General features: G+C 52.6%; 13 protein-coding genes. 6 read left to right on the top strand and 7 right to left on the bottom strand.

Annotation, left to right across the window (positions count from 1 at the left end):
- Nucleotides 1-75: 75 nt before the first annotated feature.
- Nucleotides 76-2088, bottom strand: coding sequence for an asparagine synthase (glutamine-hydrolyzing) (gene asnB / locus ACN0YH_RS03790; RefSeq protein WP_417378227.1), 2013 nt, complete (start codon nucleotides 2086-2088; stop codon nucleotides 76-78).
- Between the two features lie 57 nt (nucleotides 2089-2145).
- Nucleotides 2146-3300: a glycosyltransferase gene (locus ACN0YH_RS03785; protein WP_417378226.1), complete on the bottom strand. Its 1155-nt coding sequence runs from the start codon at nucleotides 3298-3300 to the stop codon at nucleotides 2146-2148.
- A 99-nt stretch (nucleotides 3301-3399) separates the two neighbouring features.
- Between ACN0YH_RS03785 and ACN0YH_RS03780 the strand changes: the two genes are divergently transcribed.
- The 3 genes from ACN0YH_RS03780 (at nucleotide 3400) to ACN0YH_RS03770 (ending at nucleotide 5864) form a co-directional block, all read left to right on the top strand.
- Complete coding sequence (locus ACN0YH_RS03780; protein ID WP_417378225.1) at nucleotides 3400-3939, top strand: O-acetyl-ADP-ribose deacetylase; 540 nt, start codon at nucleotides 3400-3402, stop codon at nucleotides 3937-3939.
- A 4-nt stretch (nucleotides 3940-3943) separates the two neighbouring features.
- Nucleotides 3944-4819: an alpha/beta hydrolase gene (locus ACN0YH_RS03775; RefSeq protein ID WP_417378224.1), complete on the top strand. Its 876-nt coding sequence runs from the start codon at nucleotides 3944-3946 to the stop codon at nucleotides 4817-4819.
- Between the two features lie 97 nt (nucleotides 4820-4916).
- The gene (locus ACN0YH_RS03770) at nucleotides 4917-5864 is read left to right on the top strand and encodes a YdjY domain-containing protein (RefSeq protein ID WP_417378223.1); all 948 of its coding nucleotides are present in this window, start codon (nucleotides 4917-4919) and stop codon (nucleotides 5862-5864) included.
- Nucleotides 5865-5875: 11 nt separating this feature from the next.
- Here the strand turns inward: ACN0YH_RS03770 and ACN0YH_RS03765 are convergent, their stop codons facing one another.
- Nucleotides 5876-6724: a sugar phosphate isomerase/epimerase family protein gene (locus ACN0YH_RS03765; protein WP_417378222.1), complete on the bottom strand. Its 849-nt coding sequence runs from the start codon at nucleotides 6722-6724 to the stop codon at nucleotides 5876-5878.
- Between the two features lie 753 nt (nucleotides 6725-7477).
- Between ACN0YH_RS03765 and ACN0YH_RS03760 the strand changes: the two genes are divergently transcribed.
- Nucleotides 7478-8467, top strand: coding sequence for a DUF1571 domain-containing protein (locus ACN0YH_RS03760; protein WP_417378221.1), 990 nt, complete (start codon nucleotides 7478-7480; stop codon nucleotides 8465-8467).
- Nucleotides 8468-8517: 50 nt separating this feature from the next.
- On the opposite strand, the gene hemQ is transcribed toward ACN0YH_RS03760, so the two are convergent.
- The 4 genes from hemQ to galE form a co-directional block, all read right to left on the bottom strand.
- The gene (gene hemQ, locus ACN0YH_RS03755) at nucleotides 8518-9360 is read right to left on the bottom strand and encodes a hydrogen peroxide-dependent heme synthase (RefSeq protein WP_417378220.1); all 843 of its coding nucleotides are present in this window, start codon (nucleotides 9358-9360) and stop codon (nucleotides 8518-8520) included.
- A gap of 171 nt (nucleotides 9361-9531) precedes the next feature.
- Nucleotides 9532-11634 (bottom strand): alpha/beta hydrolase family protein, encoded by a 2103-nt coding sequence (locus tag ACN0YH_RS03750; protein WP_417378219.1) that lies wholly within the window; start codon nucleotides 11632-11634, stop codon nucleotides 9532-9534.
- A gap of 128 nt (nucleotides 11635-11762) precedes the next feature.
- Complete coding sequence (locus tag ACN0YH_RS03745) at nucleotides 11763-14609, bottom strand: DEAD/DEAH box helicase (protein ID WP_417378218.1); 2847 nt, start codon at nucleotides 14607-14609, stop codon at nucleotides 11763-11765.
- Complete coding sequence (gene galE / locus ACN0YH_RS03740) at nucleotides 14606-15637, bottom strand: UDP-glucose 4-epimerase GalE (RefSeq protein ID WP_417378217.1); 1032 nt, start codon at nucleotides 15635-15637, stop codon at nucleotides 14606-14608. The genes ACN0YH_RS03745 and galE overlap by 4 nt, the downstream gene beginning before the upstream one ends.
- Nucleotides 15638-15795: 158 nt before the next feature.
- Here galE and ACN0YH_RS03735 point away from each other — a divergent pair, with 158 nt between their 5' ends.
- Nucleotides 15796-17268 carry an acyltransferase family protein gene (locus tag ACN0YH_RS03735; protein WP_417378216.1) on the top strand — a complete coding sequence of 491 codons (1473 nt, stop codon included), beginning with the start codon at nucleotides 15796-15798 and terminating at the stop codon, nucleotides 17266-17268.
- 107 nt (nucleotides 17269-17375) lie between these two features.
- Nucleotides 17376-17741, top strand: a complete 366-nt coding sequence (gene queF, locus ACN0YH_RS03730; protein WP_417378215.1) for a preQ(1) synthase — start codon at nucleotides 17376-17378, stop codon at nucleotides 17739-17741.
- Nucleotides 17742-18081 lie beyond the last annotated feature (340 nt).

Here is an 18081-nt window from a genome sequence, read left to right as displayed (position 1 = left end):
CGATACTGCATTCTATTTTCGCGGATAGGAGAACAAAGCTCAAGGGGTTACCAGCCAAAAAGCATGTGCTGGCTCTCAGATGAGTACCGGATCCGGGAAGTGATCGGGAATGACAGCAGGGTCCAGGAATGTCTGAAACCAGAGTTCCAGTACCAGCAGCGACCAGAGCCGCGCGCTGTGATCCCATTGCAGATTCAGGTGCTCGCTGATTAACTGCTCGACGGCTTGCGGATCAAAAATCTGCCGATCAAGGGCCCGTTGATCTAACAGCACATCAAACAGCAGTGGTTTGAGTTCGTTACGGAACCAGTGATTGAGGGGCACACCAAATCCCATTTTTTTACGGGTTTGAATGGATTCAGGTAACAGATCAGAAAACGTATCAGTCAGAATCTGTTTGCCGCGGCCTTTGTGCATTTTATATTTCAAAGGCATCGCCGCCGCGAGTTCGGCGACGTGGTGATCCAGGAACGGGCTGCGGCATTCCAGGCTGTGTGCCATGCTGGCAATGTCAACTTTGGTCAGAATGTCACAGGGGAGATAGGTCTGCACATCGGTGGCTGTGGTACGGGTGACAAAGTCACGATCCGGGCAGAGTTGGTAGGCGTCGAGCAGAAACTGATCGGCGTCAAAATTGGTGAGTTGTTCCCGGAAGCCGGGGGCATACATTTCGTGACGTCGTTCGGTATCAAAAATCCCAACCCATTTCAGATAGCGGCGCTCGGGGGAGACTGACAGCCCGGCAAGAAAACGTTTGACGCGACGACGAAATGATTTCTGCTCTACCGATGCGGGCAATTTCTGCCAGATTGAAGCGGTCATCATTTTGCGAGCGAATGCAGGCAGACGATCAAACCATTGAGAAAGAGCGACCGCGCGGTAGCGATCATAGCCGGCAAACAGTTCATCGCCGCCATCCCCGGACAGGGAGACGGTTACTTCCTGGCGGGTGACCTGAGAGAGATACATGGTCGGTATCGCGCTACTGTCCGCGAATGGCTCATCATAATGCCAGGCCAGGCGCGGCAGCATTTCCAGGGCGGCAGGTTCGACGACATATTCGTGATGATCGGTTCCCAGCATTTTAGCTGCTTCGCGGGCGTAGCTGCGTTCGTCAAACTGTTTGACCGGGAAACCAATCGAGAAGGTGTGCACTGGTCGATCTGACATGCTCTGCATCAGGCCGGCAATGATCGTGGAATCGATGCCTCCCGAGAGAAACGCGCCCAGGGGAACATCGCTGCGCATGCGGATTCGGACGGATTCAGTCAGTGTCTCACGCAAAGCGGCTGACCACTGGTCAACAGTTTGAAACGGAAACTGTGAATTGCTTTCGGGATGTTGGTAGGGGGGTGTCCAATAGCGTTCGACCTGCAGTTGACCGTTTTCATAGATGGCCCGGTGCGCAGGGGGCAATTTGTGATACCCTTTCAGGATCGACCAGGGATGAGGCACATACTGATAGGCGAGAAACAGGTCAATCGCGTGGGGATCGACGGTTCTGTCGGCACCGGGGATCTGTAGCAGCGATTTCAGCTCACTGGCAAAACTCACTCGGCCTGCTTCCTCGCGATAAAAGAGTGGCTTCTGCCCCAGGCGATCGCGGGCGATAAACAGTCGCTGGCGGCGTTCATCCCAGATCGCGAATGCGAACATGCCTCGCAGGCGTTCGACGCAGGCGGTCCCCTGCTCTTCGTACAAGTGGACGATGACCTCGGTATCGGTTTCGGTTTTGAACTGGTGCCCCTGCTGAATCAGTTCTCTGCGCAGTTCCTGGTAGTTATAGATTTCTCCGTTGAAGGCAATCCAGACGGAACCATCTTCGTTACTGAGCGGCTGGTGACCGGTTCCCAGGTCGATAATCGAGAGACGTCGATGGCCTAGTGCTGCACCAATGTTGGAATGGGGCTGGAAATCAGCGAATGGCTTCCCGGCGGAAAATAGAATCGATTTTCCTGGCATATCCGTATGATAGCCACCCGAGTCATCCGGGCCTCGATGCGCCAGCACGCTGGTCATGCGCTGGAGCACGTCGGGCGAGATATTTTTGTCTCGCGAGGTCCACGAGGTACCGGTAATTCCACACATGGTAAACGGGTTCTACTCTTCGACTGAAAGAAATGTCTGGTTGAGTGAGGCAATAATTTAAGCGAGCACTTCGCGGTAGAGGGCCGCGTAGCCTGCTGTCATTTTAGCAATACTGAAGTCCTGCTGCATCTTTTTTCGGGCGGCTGTGCCGAGATCTGAGGCGAGTTGCGGGTCTGCGAGGATGCGTTCAGCATATTGTGCATATCCCGTACAATCCCCGACCGACGTTAAAAAACCGGTTTCACCATGCACGACCAGTTCCCGATTAGGGGGAATATCACTGGCAATCACAGGAATTCCATAGGACATGGCTTCCATCACGCTGTTGGACTGCCCTTCAAAATCACTGGCCAGCAGGAACAGGTCGAATAGAGGAAACAACTCTTTCACGTCCGGGCGGTGTCCCAGAAACCGCACATTGGGGGTGACGGTATATTTATGTGCCAGCTGTTCCAGCTTGGCCCGTTCGGGGCCTTCGCCGATCAGCAGCAGGATGATTTTTTCGTTCATCTGTCGCAGGAGTTGCAATGTCCAGAGCAGGTCTTCAATTCGTTTCTGCCGTGCCAGGCGCCCGACGAACGCCATCAGTTGTGCATCGGCGGGGATATCGTATTGTTGAAAGAGCTCCTTGCGTGTGGTTTCCGTGTTGGCGATCGCGGGGATGGGAATCCCGTTTGGGACCACACGCAAAATCGATTGCGGGACACCCTGCTCCTGATAAAAGTCGACGACACTTTGAGAATTGCCGACCAGCAGTGATGTCTGCGGCAGCAGTCTACGGTCCACATTATGCTGCCATTTGCTCTTCCAGGAATCAACACACCGTTCGGAGACAATGACTTTCGGTGTTTTCCGGGTTTTAGACAGTCGCTTGACGGCCATTCTGCCATACGAGTTAGCAGCGAACAACCAGGTATGCAGGATATCGGGTTGTTGCTGTTGAATCGTTTTCTTGAGTGCGCGGTATGCGAGTGGATCAAACTTGAAGCGTTTTTTCAGGATCGTCACCGGGATATTGTGTTCGCGGAGTAGTGTTTCATAAGGGCCGCCGCGCGTGAGGGCGATGACCTGAACTTCGAATTCCTCTTTAGGCAGAGAGGTGGCGAGAAGAGATAACTGTTTTTCTGCACCGGACTGATCCAGAGTCGGAATGAGGAGGCTGACTTTTATCACGGTGGACTGATTCGCAATCATTGCTGGAATTGTTGACAAGTTCACTCTTTGATCCGCGCCTATGGTATTTTATACTGGCTATCTGGATCAATGTCTGATCTTAGCGAATTGTCATTTCGAATCATAGATTGAGAGCCCATGATCGTACAGTTTGGATCTGCCCTGATTGAGCTGGTTCGGGGGGATATTACTTCACAAGAGGTGGATGCGATTGTGAATGCGGCCAATTCCTACCTGGCAGGTGGAGGCGGTGTTGATGGCGCGATACACGATGCCGCGGGGCCTGAAATTATGCAAGAACTGGAGCGTCGTTATCCGGATGGCTGTCCCACCGGGAGTGCCGTCGCGACATCAGCCGGGCAACTGTCTGCCAGGTATCTCTTTCATGCGGTTGGTCCTGTCTGGCAGGGTGGTGGAAAAAAGGAGAGTCAGTTGTTGCAGTCCGCCTACGAGACCTGTCTCAATCTGGCGGAAGAATATGATTGCCGGTCTGTGGCCTTCCCTGCGATCAGCACAGGCGTTTATCGCTATCCGGTTGATCTGGCCGGCGAGATCGCATTACGGACGGTGGCGACCAGGCTGGAGTCGACGCAGCAGATCAAACTGGTCCGGTTTGTGTTATTTGACCAGGGGACCTTCGGCTGTTATTCACGAATTCTGGAAACCATGCTGGTATGAATGGATGATCGAAGCAGCCATAGAAGAATTCATAAGCTCTGATGGTTATCATCTACAGGGCCGTGTGTGGCATCCGGATCATCAGCGCGTCCGGGTGACTGTGGTGATGCTGCATGGGATTCAGAGCCATTCCGGCTGGTATGAAGCCTCGTGCCGGCAACTGAGTGAGCAAGGCGCGCAGGTTTTCTTTTTTGATCGCAGAGGCTCGGGACTCAATACGCGAGATCGTGGAAATGCAGCAGACTGGCGGCGGCTGGTTCAAGATGTGGTGCAGGTGTTATCTCAGATCCGATTTCATCAGGAACAGTCAGGACAACCAGCGCCAATCGTTTTGCAAGGGATGAGCTGGGGAGCAAAACTGGCAGCAGTGGTGGCAGCAGAGCGGCCTGAATTAATAGACGCTGTGGCGTTACTATATCCGGGGATTAAAGCCCTGGTCAAAGCGACTGCATTCCAGCAGCTACAGCTGTCGTTGGCCGAGCGATTGGGAATCAGGGACAAACGGGTGCCGATTCCTTTGAGTGATCCGACATTGTTTACGGCTGACACGGACTGGCAGAAGTGGATCCAGGCAGACCCTCTGGCATTGCATGAAGTGAGTGTGTCCTTTCTACTGGCGAACCGGGAATTGGATCGCCGGGTAGATAGAGCAGTGGAGCAGATCAACTGTCCGGTGTTCTGTCAGCTTGCGGGACAGGATCAGATTATTGATAATCTGGCGACGGAAGCCTGTTTTTCACGCATCAGGTTTGATCGGAAAACGCTGATCACTTACCCGGAGGCACGGCATACACTGGAATTTGAGCCAGATCGCGAACAGATGACCGCCGATTATATCAACTGGCTGAACGAATTCAGTTCTTCCGGTAAGATCTGCTAATTCCCCTTGAATCAGTACAGACTTTTGCAGGGAAGAACATAGAATAATAATATATCACAGACGGGCCCCTCGGCCTTTTACCCTGATGGATGGAATTATGAACCGACAGAACGTTGCCGCGTTAACCTTGTTCGCATTTTTACTGATTTGCAGTCCCCCGTTAACGGCGGCTGATCCTGTTAAAGAAAAACCGGTAACTGCTGCCGATTCGAAGTCCGCGGAAGCGAAATCAAAAGACAAGGATAGTCCGGTCGCTTTGAACAAGCAGAAAACCGTTCTGCTGGATCTGGCGAACAAAAAACTCTTGTTGAAAACGCATGTCTGCCTGCAGGAAGGCGTGCTGGAAATGCTGCTGTGTAAAAAACAGACGAAAGAGCATGAATCGATTCTGTCGATTGAATCTCCGGCGACCGCCATTCATGCCGGCCTGCTGGCGATTGGCGCCAAAGTAGGGACGCCTGTTAAATTCACGCCTGAGTTTCAGCCCCCCCAGGGACAGAAACTGGATATCGTGCTGGTATGGAAAGACAAAGATGGAAAAGAGCAGCGTGAAGTCGCTCAGCATTGGGTCAGAACTGCGACCAATCGTTATTTCACTACGAAGCTGGATCGGTTACCTGACGGGGTCACCATCGATAAAAAAAGCGAACTGCGGTATGACGAGAAATACAAGGAATTGATCTGGTTTGGTCAGATGTCTAAAGAAAGCCGTGATCAGTTTCTGGCGCAGTCCAAGGACAAAGCATTTCAGGCTGCGATCAAAAAGTTCTACGATGAAACCCAGCCCCGATTAATGAAATTTGACTGGATCTTTGCGGGCAGTGGTTTTGCTCTCGATGAAATGACGGGGGAAAAATACTACTATGCAGAAAGTGGCGATCTGATCTGCGTCGCAAACTTTCCTACTGCGATCATTGATGTGAATATCGTCAGTTCGGCGTCCGGAGAAGAAAATCTGCTGTTCGAGGCGAACAAGGAGAAGATACCCCCGCGAGGTACGCCGGTGACGATTGAAATCACACTGGCTAAAGATAAGAAAAAGTAGTCTGACTCCACTTATTGAATTAGCGCGACGGCTTTCTTCATCGCGGTTGCAGTCGCGGCTACTGCCTGATCAGCTGGCATTTTTCTTAAGGCGGCGTTAAAAGGTTCTGCACGAACAGGTCCATCGTAGTTGAGCTGGTTCAGTGTATTCAGAAATGTTGCCAGATCAATTACTCCGGTCGCCAGGGGGAGTTCGCGTTTCTGGTCAATCTGCTGATCGATTTCCAGGCCAGCGGGCGCATCGTTTAAATCGACGGCGACAATATCGGTATTCGTCAGAGTCAGCAGATCTTCTTTGGTTTCGTGCGCAGTGTACCAGTGCCAACTATCCAGAATCAGACCCACCCCCTGGACGTCTATGGCCGCGATCAGTTCGCGGGCTTCCGGCAGCGAGTGAATGAAGGGATACATTTTACTGGACCAGAGTGTTTTGGGGCCGACATATTCCAGCCCGAACCGCAGACCGTGGTCAGCCAGGACCTGGGAGATCTGTTTGAGTCGGCGCGTGTGCTGCTTGAAGTTGGCGTTGTAAGTCAGCTGATCATGTGTGGGCATGAGCCAGGTGCCTGTACGGGTCACCCCTGCTCTTTGTAGTGCAGCCGCATTTTTCGGGAGTGTTGCCAGGCTCTGCTTGAAGATATCATCTGTTTTGCGAAAATCGACTGGCATGCCGGCGGCGCTGAATACCAGGTTTTTGTCCTGCATTTCTGCTTTGAGTTCGGTTAACTGGCTGTCAGAAAGCTTTCCCAGATAGCCTGCATCCGGGACAACTGCTTCGAAGCCATACTGATGGGCATAGTTAATCGCCTGCCGCTGATCTGCTTTCACTCCAATGCGACCACAGGACAAATCCAGTTTCATGGATCGTTTCCCGGCTGCTTTTGAGGGAGACGCCGTAAGCGAACCGATCAGAGTGCCTGTGAACAGAGCGGCAGTAGAAGATTGAAGGAATGAGCGCCGATTCAAATTCATGGTGCAGACCTTTTTGCAAAGGGGGGAGAAGATATCAAAATGAGATTATGTATTGTATTTCAGCTAAATCATTGTAAATGAATGCCTTAGTAAAATAAAACCTGGTCCGAAAAAAAAGAGATGCATTCTGAGTTCCCATTCACAGTTGCAGGAAAACAGACACATGCGGGAATGGGTAGTTTGTGGAAAGATTGTGGGTTTCATCTGTTCTGAACCCCGCTTGTATTGAGAGTGATCTGATTAAAAAACGGGCATCAGTTTTTCTAATACTCGACTAGGAAAAATGACGAATTTTTAGTCATAGCCACCCCGAAATAATGAAATTAACGGTTTGACAGTGAGGTTGAATCGGAATTTGGAGATGCACGAATCGGGAAATACGCAGTGAGCGTATTGTTCTCCGTTTTTGAAGATAGAGCCGCCAATGGGTCAGGTGAGTTCTATGTTCAGATTGATGAGAGCATTTATTATGAAATCAAACATCTGTCAGACGCACTCAGGGATTGTCGTGTGCTGGCCACATCATATCACGACGGGCAAGCCCGGTTTACGTCTTTTCACGGATGAGTGGATTCCTTTACGGGAATTTAATTCAGACAAGACGGTGCCTTGCATTTTCTTACCGAAAAGGAATGGTACCGCATGATGCGCATGCTAAGAATCAGATCAGAACATCATTTTTCAAATGTCATGGCGTCGGCCATCATCTCTGCTGCAATTGGAATATTATATTTCAGTTTTGACCCGGCTCCCGCAGATGCTGATCCGAATGATATGGCGCTCGTTGCATCCAAGCCTGTTCCCATTCCGGTGATCGCATATAAACCTGTTGTCAACTCAGAAACCAGTCAGGCAGAGAAGTCGGGCGAGGCAAAGCAGCAGTCACAACAGAGTAACGGTATGCTGACAGGTCGTATGGCGATCCTGATGAATCAACTGTTGTTGGAAAAAGGTTGCCGCTATCTCGAAAGCATTTCCGATTACACCGCTACCTTTTCCAAGCAGGAATATGTGGGAGGCGAACTGTCTGAGAACCAGGTCATCAACCTGAAATGCCGCCACAAACCATTTAGTGTCTACATGAAGTGGATCGTGGGCGATAAGGGGCAGGAACTGCTCTATGTTGATGGTGAAAATGAAGAAAAAATGCTGGTTAAAATGGGTGGATTAAAGGGCCGTCTGGTTCCCACTCTCAAACTGGATCCGCTTGGCTCCCTGGCGATGCAGGAATCTCGGTATCCCATTACCAAGGCAGGAATCAAGGCGTTGGCGGAAACGATTATCGAATACCGGAAGAAAGATCTGGAGGAAAATCTGAATACGGAATGTGTGATGATTCCCAAACAGAAATATGACGGGAAAGACTGTTACTGTTTCATCGCTCATTTTGCGAATCGGAAAGAGTCGGAAAACTATCGTAAATCAGTCATCTATATTGATGAGAAGACTTGCCTGCCAATTTTTGTTCGCGGCTTTGGCTGGCCTGCACAGGACCTGGCGACTGCTTCTCCAGAAGAACTGGATGAAAAGACCCTGATCGAATCCTACTCATTTACCGATATCAATCTGAAATCAGAACTGGCTACGACGGAATTTGACCAGACCAACAGCAATTACCGCTTTCGTCGCTAAACCGAACTATTGATATTGATGGAAGGCCTGCATCGCCTGTCTCGAACTCATCAGAGTTTGAGATGGGCGATTGCTTCTTCCGGGGGTACGATATAGCTCAGATAGAACGGCCCGAACTCTGCATACTTGGCAGACGCTTTATCAAACCGCATCGTATATACGATTTCTTTGATCGGTTCCGGAGCACGTCCCCAGAGAGTCACTCCCCATTCCCAGTCATCAAAGCCGGTGGAAGCGGTAATGACCTGTACGACACGACCGGCGAACTTCATGCCGCTCATTCCGTGTTCGGCCATCATGCTGTAACGATTGCTGAACTGTTCCATGTACCAGTTGGCACCGGGAACACGTGATTTGTTCATCGGGTAAAACGTGCAGACCGGAAAATCAGGGAATTCGGGATAGATCCGCTGCTGGTTCATCGCAGGCAGGCGGCTTTCATAGGCTTTGATTTTCGCTTGGAACGCGGGGCCTTCGGGATCGGTCCCTTCCCGCTTGAGCTTGGCTGCAAACTGTTCGAGTGTGGGAACGTATTCTGAAATTTCGGTAATCGAAACGAACGAATACGTGGGGATCAACGCTGGTCCCAGTCCACAGCTGCGAATGGCCTGCTTGATACCATCGATTTTGATCGGGTCCGGGTCCATGACGAGCACCTGCAGATCGGCTTTATGGCCGGATACAATTGAGGTCTGCATGCGAATGGGGGCATCTTCGGCTTCCGCATCCAGAATAGCTGCCAACTGCTTGCGCCCCTCTGCCCGGGTACTCTGATCGAGTTGGTTCAGTGCTCCCTGATCAACACGATAATACAGATGCAGGCAATGCCAGCCTTCGGTCATGTTCGTAGTGGGGTCGGGAAGTGCTGCTGCTGTATGGGGAGGACGGTTCACGTCGAAGTACCTTGTCTATGAGAAAAAAGAGCGTCTATGCGATAATCGGGCAGAAACATCGGCGGTTGATGATCTGTGCTGCCGGTGACTCTAATCCGATTATAACGGCGCAGCGGAAATGAGCAAACAGAGCGAAGAGACTGGTTTGAAACTCGCTGCGATTTCTCTGCGTCATTTCTGAATCTGGAGCCGACTTTGATCCCAGCCCAGCTTTTTGCTGACCTCAGCGGGATATTTCCAGTCCTCTGGTTTTGCTTTGGTTAAGACCACTGGACTGCGTGTTGCCGCCATGGCGAGCGTCTGAGGCAGATCCAGGTAGCGCAGCACATTCAATAACGCCGGTCCCTGCTGATGTGAAACAGGCAGTCCTTCCAGTTCCAGCGCCGCAATCCCGGTTTCGAAGAGTGAGGCATACAGGCACAAAACTGCTGCCTCACCGCTGGCTTGCAAAGTCAATTGCGCACCAGAACTGTCGGTTAGTGATTTCAGAGTCTGAATGGCACGACGAATATCCCAGACCTGCATACCTTCCAGGGATTGTCCCAGCAGATAGAAACGCCGGCGGATCTGAACCTGTTTCTTCTTATTCTGATTCCATTCACTCAAGCCAATACCCCGTGGGGCAAAGTAGGCGATGGGGGCTCCGCTTTCCAGAATTTGTTTGCGAAATTCCTGGAACCGTTTTTTACTTTCAGGGGAAGACGCATTCCCAACCTGCATCCCTGGAAAAAAGGGAACGATGTGTTTGAAATCACGTTCCCAGTCCGCCTGATTCAGCACGACCAGATTGATATTGTCGATTTTCGTGGCATCGATGTCTGCCGGCAAGACGACGAACAGGTCGAGTGGTACATGATTCTGGCTGTCGAAAGAGATCGTCTGCAGAACCACACCGTCTTTCGGAATCGATTTTATTTCAGGTTTGCTGGCGGTCACTTTTTCAGGCCAGGCACGGAAAGACTTCTGCAGCAACTGCTGTTTCCAGTGTTCGGTCTGCTGTTCCCACTCTTGCGTGTCTGCCGGAACCGGCGCGGGGTCTGCCAGCTTGACAAAGGATTCCTGAATTTTGGCATTCTTCTGGTCTGCGGGGAGTGTCTGGAAGACTTTCAGTTCTTCGGGTGTATGGAACTTCGTGGCTGCCATTTCGATCAGGCTGTCATCCCCTTTGAGGAAATGATTGAACCAGCGGAAGGCGTGAATACGTAGTTCCTGTGTATCCTTATGCGGTCCTTCGGTGATCTGCAGGCCCAGGTTCTGGGGTACGCCGTACAAGTCATAGATCTGCATTGTACTGCGGTAGACGTCGACCACGCCGTCGAGTGGAAAGATACTGTCCTTGTCGGTATTCGAGATCAACAACGGTCGTGGCGCGACGAGGGCAGCGACCTGGGCGTAATCCCATTGATACGTATTGACCATAAACATACAGTCACAGTGTCCTTCAATCACGCCGTCGATCACATGATTTTTCAACGTCGTGATCCCGGCGACCGGCACGGCAGCATTGATGCGTTCATCCAGCGCCGCGATCCACCAGCTATAAGCTCCCCCGCCGGAACGACCGGTGACACCCAGTTTTTCGCCATCCACTTCAGGACGTGACTGCAGATAGTCGAGCGCCCGAATGCAGTTCCAGGCTTCGACACCCGCGGGTGTGTAACCGCGCGAGAGCCATTCCCACATCCCTTCACGGTAGGTCCCGTGATGCAGACCTTCGATCTCGCCCAGTTGCAGCGTATCAATCGTCAGGCAGACATATCCATTGCGGGCAAACCATTCGCCATGATGCTGGTAGTGCACCTTATTACCATAAATGATGCCGTTTTTCTTAACGCCGCCATGACCACAGACATACAGGATGGCAGGGATCTTGCCTTCCTGTTTTGCAGGTCGATACAGGTTGCCGGTGACATACAGGCCGGGTCGGGATTGAAACGTGATATTTTCGACGATGAAGCCATCGCTTTCGATCGTACCTGTGATTTCCGGCTTCAGATCGGTTTTCGCAGGCAGTGGTGCGAGCCCCAGCATTTCAAACAGTTGTTTACGGTAGGTAACGCGTTTCTTTTTCCAGTCTTCGAGATCGGTGATGTTTTTGAGACTGTTGTTGGCCAACTGCATGGTCTGGTCATGAAAGTAATCGCTCAGGTTCTGATCGGCGGTGCTGGGGCCAATCACCTTGCGGGGATCGGCTGCCTGAGAAGCAGTTGTGGAAACAAGGAGAGCCAGAAAGGTCAGCCAGAGAAACGGAGAACGGAGTGGTTTCAGAGCCATGATCATTCCTGTTGTCAGCAGAGGCGGGGAACGGGAGAGTGTGAGATTCATTAACAAGGGTAATTATTGTACCACTGCGAAGCCCATCTGTCAGTAAAGCGGCAAAAAAACTGATAATCGTAGACTGTTTAGAGAAAAATCTCTTTCTCATGGATTCTACTGTGGGGAACGAAGCCGGTCCGTTGGGCTTCTTCAACCAGTTCTGCCCCTGCGCCGCGATAGGCAAATAGCGCCTCACCTGGACTGACATGCTGGTTCCAGCGTGACTGGAAGATGGCGACCAGACGTTTGTTGCGTGCCAGTGCCGCCGGTACTGCGTGAACCATCGCCAGTTCCTGTTCCGTCTTGCGAAAAAAACGTCCCAGCAGATCGGGCAGCAAACGCGAGATCCAGGTGTCTTCGATCTGATGGATGTGCCGAGGAATGACATAGCGGGCGCCCTGCAGAGGGCCGAACACCTGGTTGACAGCGGAGAGGAACAGGTCACAATCTGCTTCGGAAGCACGGTCCAGAAAGACGCGAATATAGTTCCCGGAGCGGGCACCGATCTGCAGCGAAGATTCTTGCGAGAGCTGTCCCGCTTCCTGCAGTGACCCCAGAACCGCGCGGCTGACGGCTTTCGTCAACGATTCCGCCGACCAGGGAGAACGCAGACCCTGAAACGGCATAAATCCCCAGCCGGCGCCGTCGCGACTCGCACTGTTGATCTCAATCGTTTTCAACGGGATGCCCTGGTAGGGTTCGCCGATCTTCCAGAGCTGGCGGGATTCGGCGCGCTTCGTGGAACGGGTCAGCATATCGCTGTTGAGTAACTGGACCGATTCTTCCAGCCCCTCTGGTTTGAGTTCGGTAAACGCGGCGTGGACGTGCCCTACCCCTTTTTCGATCAGGCCGTCATCGGTGACGCCAAACAGGCGACAATGTTTTTTATTGAAACGTTCGTAGTCGTCCAGCCCTTTCGTAAATTCGGGAGCAATGCAGACCACGTCCCAGTTATTGGCAACTTTTTCCGGCTGATCCGGATCGAGACGGAATGAACGCCCCCGCAGCTGATTGACGGTCATCGAAGTGGTGACGGTCGTCAGATCGATGAGTACGTTGATCTTGTTCGCATCCCAGCCTTCCCCCAGCAGACCCCGCGTACCTACCAGGCAGCGGGTGACGCCTGCCTGGAACAGGTCGGTAATCATTTCCACATAGACCCGCGGTGACCATTGCGAACCACTGCCGTTAAGCAGGTCAAAGCCGTCAAAGGGTTCGCGACTGAGCGTGACATCAATGTCGCGTGCACGCAGCCACTCTTCCGCCCTGCTCTGTAACTGATCGGCAATGTCGTCGTCAACCAGTACACTGGAGCCGGTCAGCAGCACCGGATTCAGCCAGTCGGTCGGCGGATTGTTGACCAGTTGTTTGAAGGCGGCAATCGCACCGCCCGCTTCCTCATCGAGCAGATGTTCCACCTCGGCGGATGTGGCCGACGTTTTTTCGAAATCGGCGATCACCACCGCACGGATATTCTCACGCAGGTTCTCAATCTCCTGGCTGAGAATCGGCACCAGCGCTTTGATTTTATTTCGCGAGTAGGCAATCACTCGACCGACGGGGGACGCACACGCCTGACAGCCGGTTTCGGTGATCTGCAAGCCCAGCAGGCGAAGCTGGTCGACAGCCTGTTGCGCTAATTCCTGATCTGCTTGAGACGGAGACCGCCTGAGGCGATGCCGAATGTAACGATCGAGCACGGGAGCCCAGTAGTTCAAGCGGGGAATGTCTTCTTCCATCAGATCAACAGAGAGCGGAGGCACATGGGTAGGGAGTTCAATGTCACGGTGTTGCAAAAACAGACGCGAGGCATCTGCCAGGGAAGGATCACGTCGTTCAAACGTCGTCCAGTCTTCCACCACCTGACCTGAAGGAAGCTCCAGTTTCGTCAGTAGATGCAGCAACCAGTCCTGCAGCGGTTCAGCGCGTTCGACAGACGACGGTTCCTCTGTTTCTGAATCAGGTGAATTTTCCGGCTGTGATACCGTTTCGCTGACGCGGGCAGTACACAGGGTTTCCATAATCAGTTGCAGTTGGTCGTCGGTATTGGCGACGTACGATAATTCCTCCGGAGACGGACGCACGAAATACGCCAGATCCTGATAGGGAGCGAGATAGCCGTCTTTGACGACCGCGGGAATCGGAACTTCGTAATCGATGGGTCCGAAGAAGTCGTTGTAGCGGTCGATGTCTTCCGGGCGTTTCCCTTTTTCATCGGGAGGGGTCGCCGTCAGACCGATGATCACGGGCTGATCCAGGTAGTCGTGCGCGTCGGCCAGCACCCTGCCCCAGTGTCCCATCAGGTGATGGCATTCATCGAGGATGATCAAGCCGACGCCCTGTTGTTTGAAGGTTTCCAGCGTCTGCTGCGAGGAATCATGCAGCATCTCTAGCGCGTTCCCCTTGAGAATGGCATCATCGCGAACCGCTTTGCGATAGACGCGCATCCGCTTTTCATAGTAATCGGGGTTATGTACTTTGAGGTCGTTAATCCAGATTTCCGCTTCCGCCGGATCCTGTGCCTGCTCCTTATAGATGAGTACATCAATCCAGAAATCGAGCGCATCGGCTTCCAGATCGGCATCTCCCCTGCGCGGCAGTGTGACGGACTGGTAGGTGAGCGAGGTCAATAACGCACTGCCGCCGGTTTCCGTTGAGACCAGTTGTTTCGGAGTAAGCGTGGATTGAAACAGATCGGTGCGGGCCGCCCACTGGGACTGAATCGCAGAATTGGGTGAGAGCACCAGCGCCGGTCTGCGGATGTGATGCGTCCAGAGAAACAGGCCTAACACCGTTTTTCCGGAACCGGGGGGCGCGACGACGTGCAGGCGTTTCTGACCCGCCGCCAGTTGCTGCTCGACGGCGGCAATCGCCTCGGCTTGAGAGGGGCGGAGTTGTCCCTGAAACCGGATTTCAGGAAAACCGTCGTTCACGCCTGCTCTCCGGAATCGCCGGGAGAAGTGGTCGGGCCCTGACCCTGATAACCGTCGGGATGTTTCTGAAACCAGTTCCACGCCGATTCAATAATCTCGGTCAACGAAGTATGGCGTGGCGACCAGCCCAGCTCCCGGGTGATTTTTTCGTGCGAGGCGGAGAGCACCGGGGGATCGCCGGGACGACGTGCCTGATATTCAACCGGAATTTTACAGCCGGTCACCTGCTCTGTCGTTTTGACGACATCGAGCACGGAAAACCCGCTGCCCAGACCGACGTTATAGAACCGGTTTGCCTGGGGCGTGAGCGCGTTCAACGCCAGCAGATGCGCCCGGCAGATATCTTCGACGTGAATATAATCACGGATACAGGTCCCGTCCGCCGTGGGGTAGTCATTCCCCAGGATGGTCACATGCGACTGTTTTCCGAGGGCCGTATTCAGGCAGTTGGGAATCAGGTGTGTTTCGGGACTGTGATCTTCGCCCAGTGAACCGTTGATGGCGCAACCGGCGACGTTGAAGTACCGCAGTCCGATAAAGCCGAAGTTGGGATAACTGCTGGCACAGTCGGTCAGAATCTGTTCGATGAAGAGTTTCGACCAGCCATAAGGATTGATGGGAGTTTGTGCGCTTTCCTCGGTGACGGGAATCTGTTCCGGAATCCCATAAGTGGCGCAGGTGGAACTGAACACAATCTGGCTGACGCGCGACTGTCGCATCGCCTGCAGCAGTGACAGCGTGCCCGCCGTATTATTTGCGTAGTAAGGCAGCGGATTTTCAACCGATTCGCCGACATACGCGAGTGCCGCGAAGTGGATCACTTTTTCAATCCGCTGCGACTTCATGACGTCGATCAGCTCATCGGTCTCGCTCAGATCGAGTTGAAAAAACGAGGCCTGGGAAGGAACCGCTTCCCGGTGTCCGCGGGACAGGTTGTCGATGACACATACTTTCTGCCCGGCGGCGAGCAGTTGCTGAACACAATGTGAGCCGATATAGCCTGCGCCACCGGTAACAAGGATCGTCATGAGGTCTTCTTAAAGTGAAAGTCAGTCGAGGTTGATTGAAAGATGATTTACGTTGCAAACCAAAAAGGGTACGATATTAGTAGCCATCGGTCTCAGAATCGATCATGCTGAGTGATTCCTGCCATACATTAGCTGTTTTTCAGTCATCGGTAAATCAGATGTCGCAAAATAATCCCAATTCCGACTCGCAAAACTCCGAAACCATCCCGCTGCAGCAGACGCCGGGCGTGGAAGTCTCTGCCGAGGTTGAACCGGCCAAGGTGGTGACGGAGAAAGATGTGAGCCTGAAAGAAAAGAAAAAGCCGGAAACGAACCAGCGGCTGGTCTCACTGGACGCCTATCGCGGCTTTGTGATGCTGGCGATGGCGTCAGGCGGGCTGGCGATAGCCAGCGTCGTGCGGAATTCTCCTGAAGTGCTGGACCAGTATAACGGGACTCAGTGGGAGTCCTCGTGGAAAACGCTCTGGCAGACCCTCTCGTACCAGTTGAGTCACGTCGAATGGACGGGGACCGCCTTCTGGGACCTGATTCAACCCTCGTTCATGTTCATGGTTGGCGTCTCGATGCCCTTCTCCGTTCGCAAACGCAGACAGAAGGGAGATTCCACGTTCAAGATCTGGATGCATGCGATCTTTCGTGCCGTCCTGCTGGTGGCGCTGGGGGTCTTTCTTTCTTCGCAGTCCGGGCCACAAACGAATTTCACGTTCGCGAATGTCTTGTGTCAGATCGGCCTGGGCTACCTGGTGGTTTTCTTTTATGTGAATCGGTCGTTTGTGACGCAGATGATTGGTGTGGTCACGATTCTGGGGGGCTACTGGTTCTTTTTCTATCAGTACATGCCCCCCGAAGACGAACTGGCGGCCGTCAAAACCTATCTTAAGGAAGTCCAGCATAAGGACGAAGCGGAATGGTCGCAGTTCTCCGGGATCGGCAGTGCCTGGAACAAACATACCAACGCAGCGGCCGCCGTCGATCGTCAGCTACTGAATATGTTTCCGCGGTACGATAACCCCAAAGACGACCCCGACCAGGGAGACACGTTCTGGGTGAATAAGGGTGGCTACCAGACATTAAATTTCATCCCGTCGATTGCCACGATGCTGTTCGGCCTGATGGCGGGACAGTTGCTGATCTCCAACCGGCTTGAGAAAATGAAGATCAAGTGGCTGCTGCAGGCGGGGCTGATCTGCTTTGGAATATCCATGCTGCTGGATACGTCGATCTGGCCCGTGAATATCAATAACTGGGAATGGCATCTGGTGCCGATTGTGAAACGCATCTGGTCGCCTGGCTGGGCGCTCTTCAGCGCGGGCTGGGCCTTCTGGTTCCTGGCGGTTTTCTACTGGATTATTGATGTTAAAGGTTACAAAAAATGGGCCTTCCCGTTTGTGGTGGTTGGTATGAACTCGATTGCCATGTACTGCATGGCCCAGTTGCTGCGGCCCTGGATCACAAAATCGCTCAAGATTCATCTGAACACACTGGATCAGGCGACCGGCTGGTCGGTGCACGGTTCGCTGTTCAGCGCCGACTGTCCGTATGCTCCCATCGCGGTTTCGGCGACCGTGCTGTTCGTGTTGTGGCTGATCTGTCTCTGGATGTATCTGCAGCGGATCTTCATCAAGATTTGAGCGGAATTGCCTGAAAACAGGCTGGCTTTGCTTGCACACGCTGCGGAATGCCTATAGAACACGTTCACCTTTAATACAGATTCATTTTGAAACAGAAACAGACGATCATGAGCGATAACGAAGCCTCCCGCGAACTGCTGGAAACATTTGAAAACCCCCACCCCCACCGCGACTATATAATGGAAACCGTGTGCCCGGAATTCACGTCGGTCTGCCCCAAAACCGGCCAGCCCGATTTTGGTACGCTGATGATCGCCTACATTCCGGACAAGGTCTGCTTCGAACTCAAGTCATTGAAAATGTATCTGCAGAGTTACCGCAACGTCGGTGCGTTTTATGAAGACGTGACCAATCGCATTCTGGATGACCTGGTCGCTGCCACCGATCCCCGCTGGATCGAACTGCGGGCCGAGTTCACTCCCCGCGGAGGCATCAGCAGTACGGTTACGGTTTCGCATCACAAAGAAGACTAGTGCTTAATCAAGCAGAAATTTGAGGGTTGGGGGTAGTGTTTACGTGCTCTGTTGTCGCACTCTCGTTATATCTACCAAGCCTAAACTTAAAAATGACACTCTACTCGATACTGTTTCTTAATTCGAATTTGTCTTTGCATATGTGAAAGAACCGGGGCTAAGGCCTAATGGCACTTACTTTAAAGTAAGTTGGTCACCCCTGCCGTTTGGCATGGGATTTGCGCAGGATTCTATTCTTGAAAATAGACTGCCAATTTGCCAGGAGTAACCACGCAGTGAAACAATCACCGGAACAGATTCTTGAATTCGATCGTGCCTTCGAACAACTTAAAGATTTGGT

Source organism: Gimesia sp. (assembly GCF_048262075.1).
GTDB lineage: Bacteria > Planctomycetota > Planctomycetia > Planctomycetales > Planctomycetaceae > Gimesia.
Note: the sequence above shows the minus strand (reverse complement) of the source record. Positions and strands in the feature narration are given on the sequence as shown.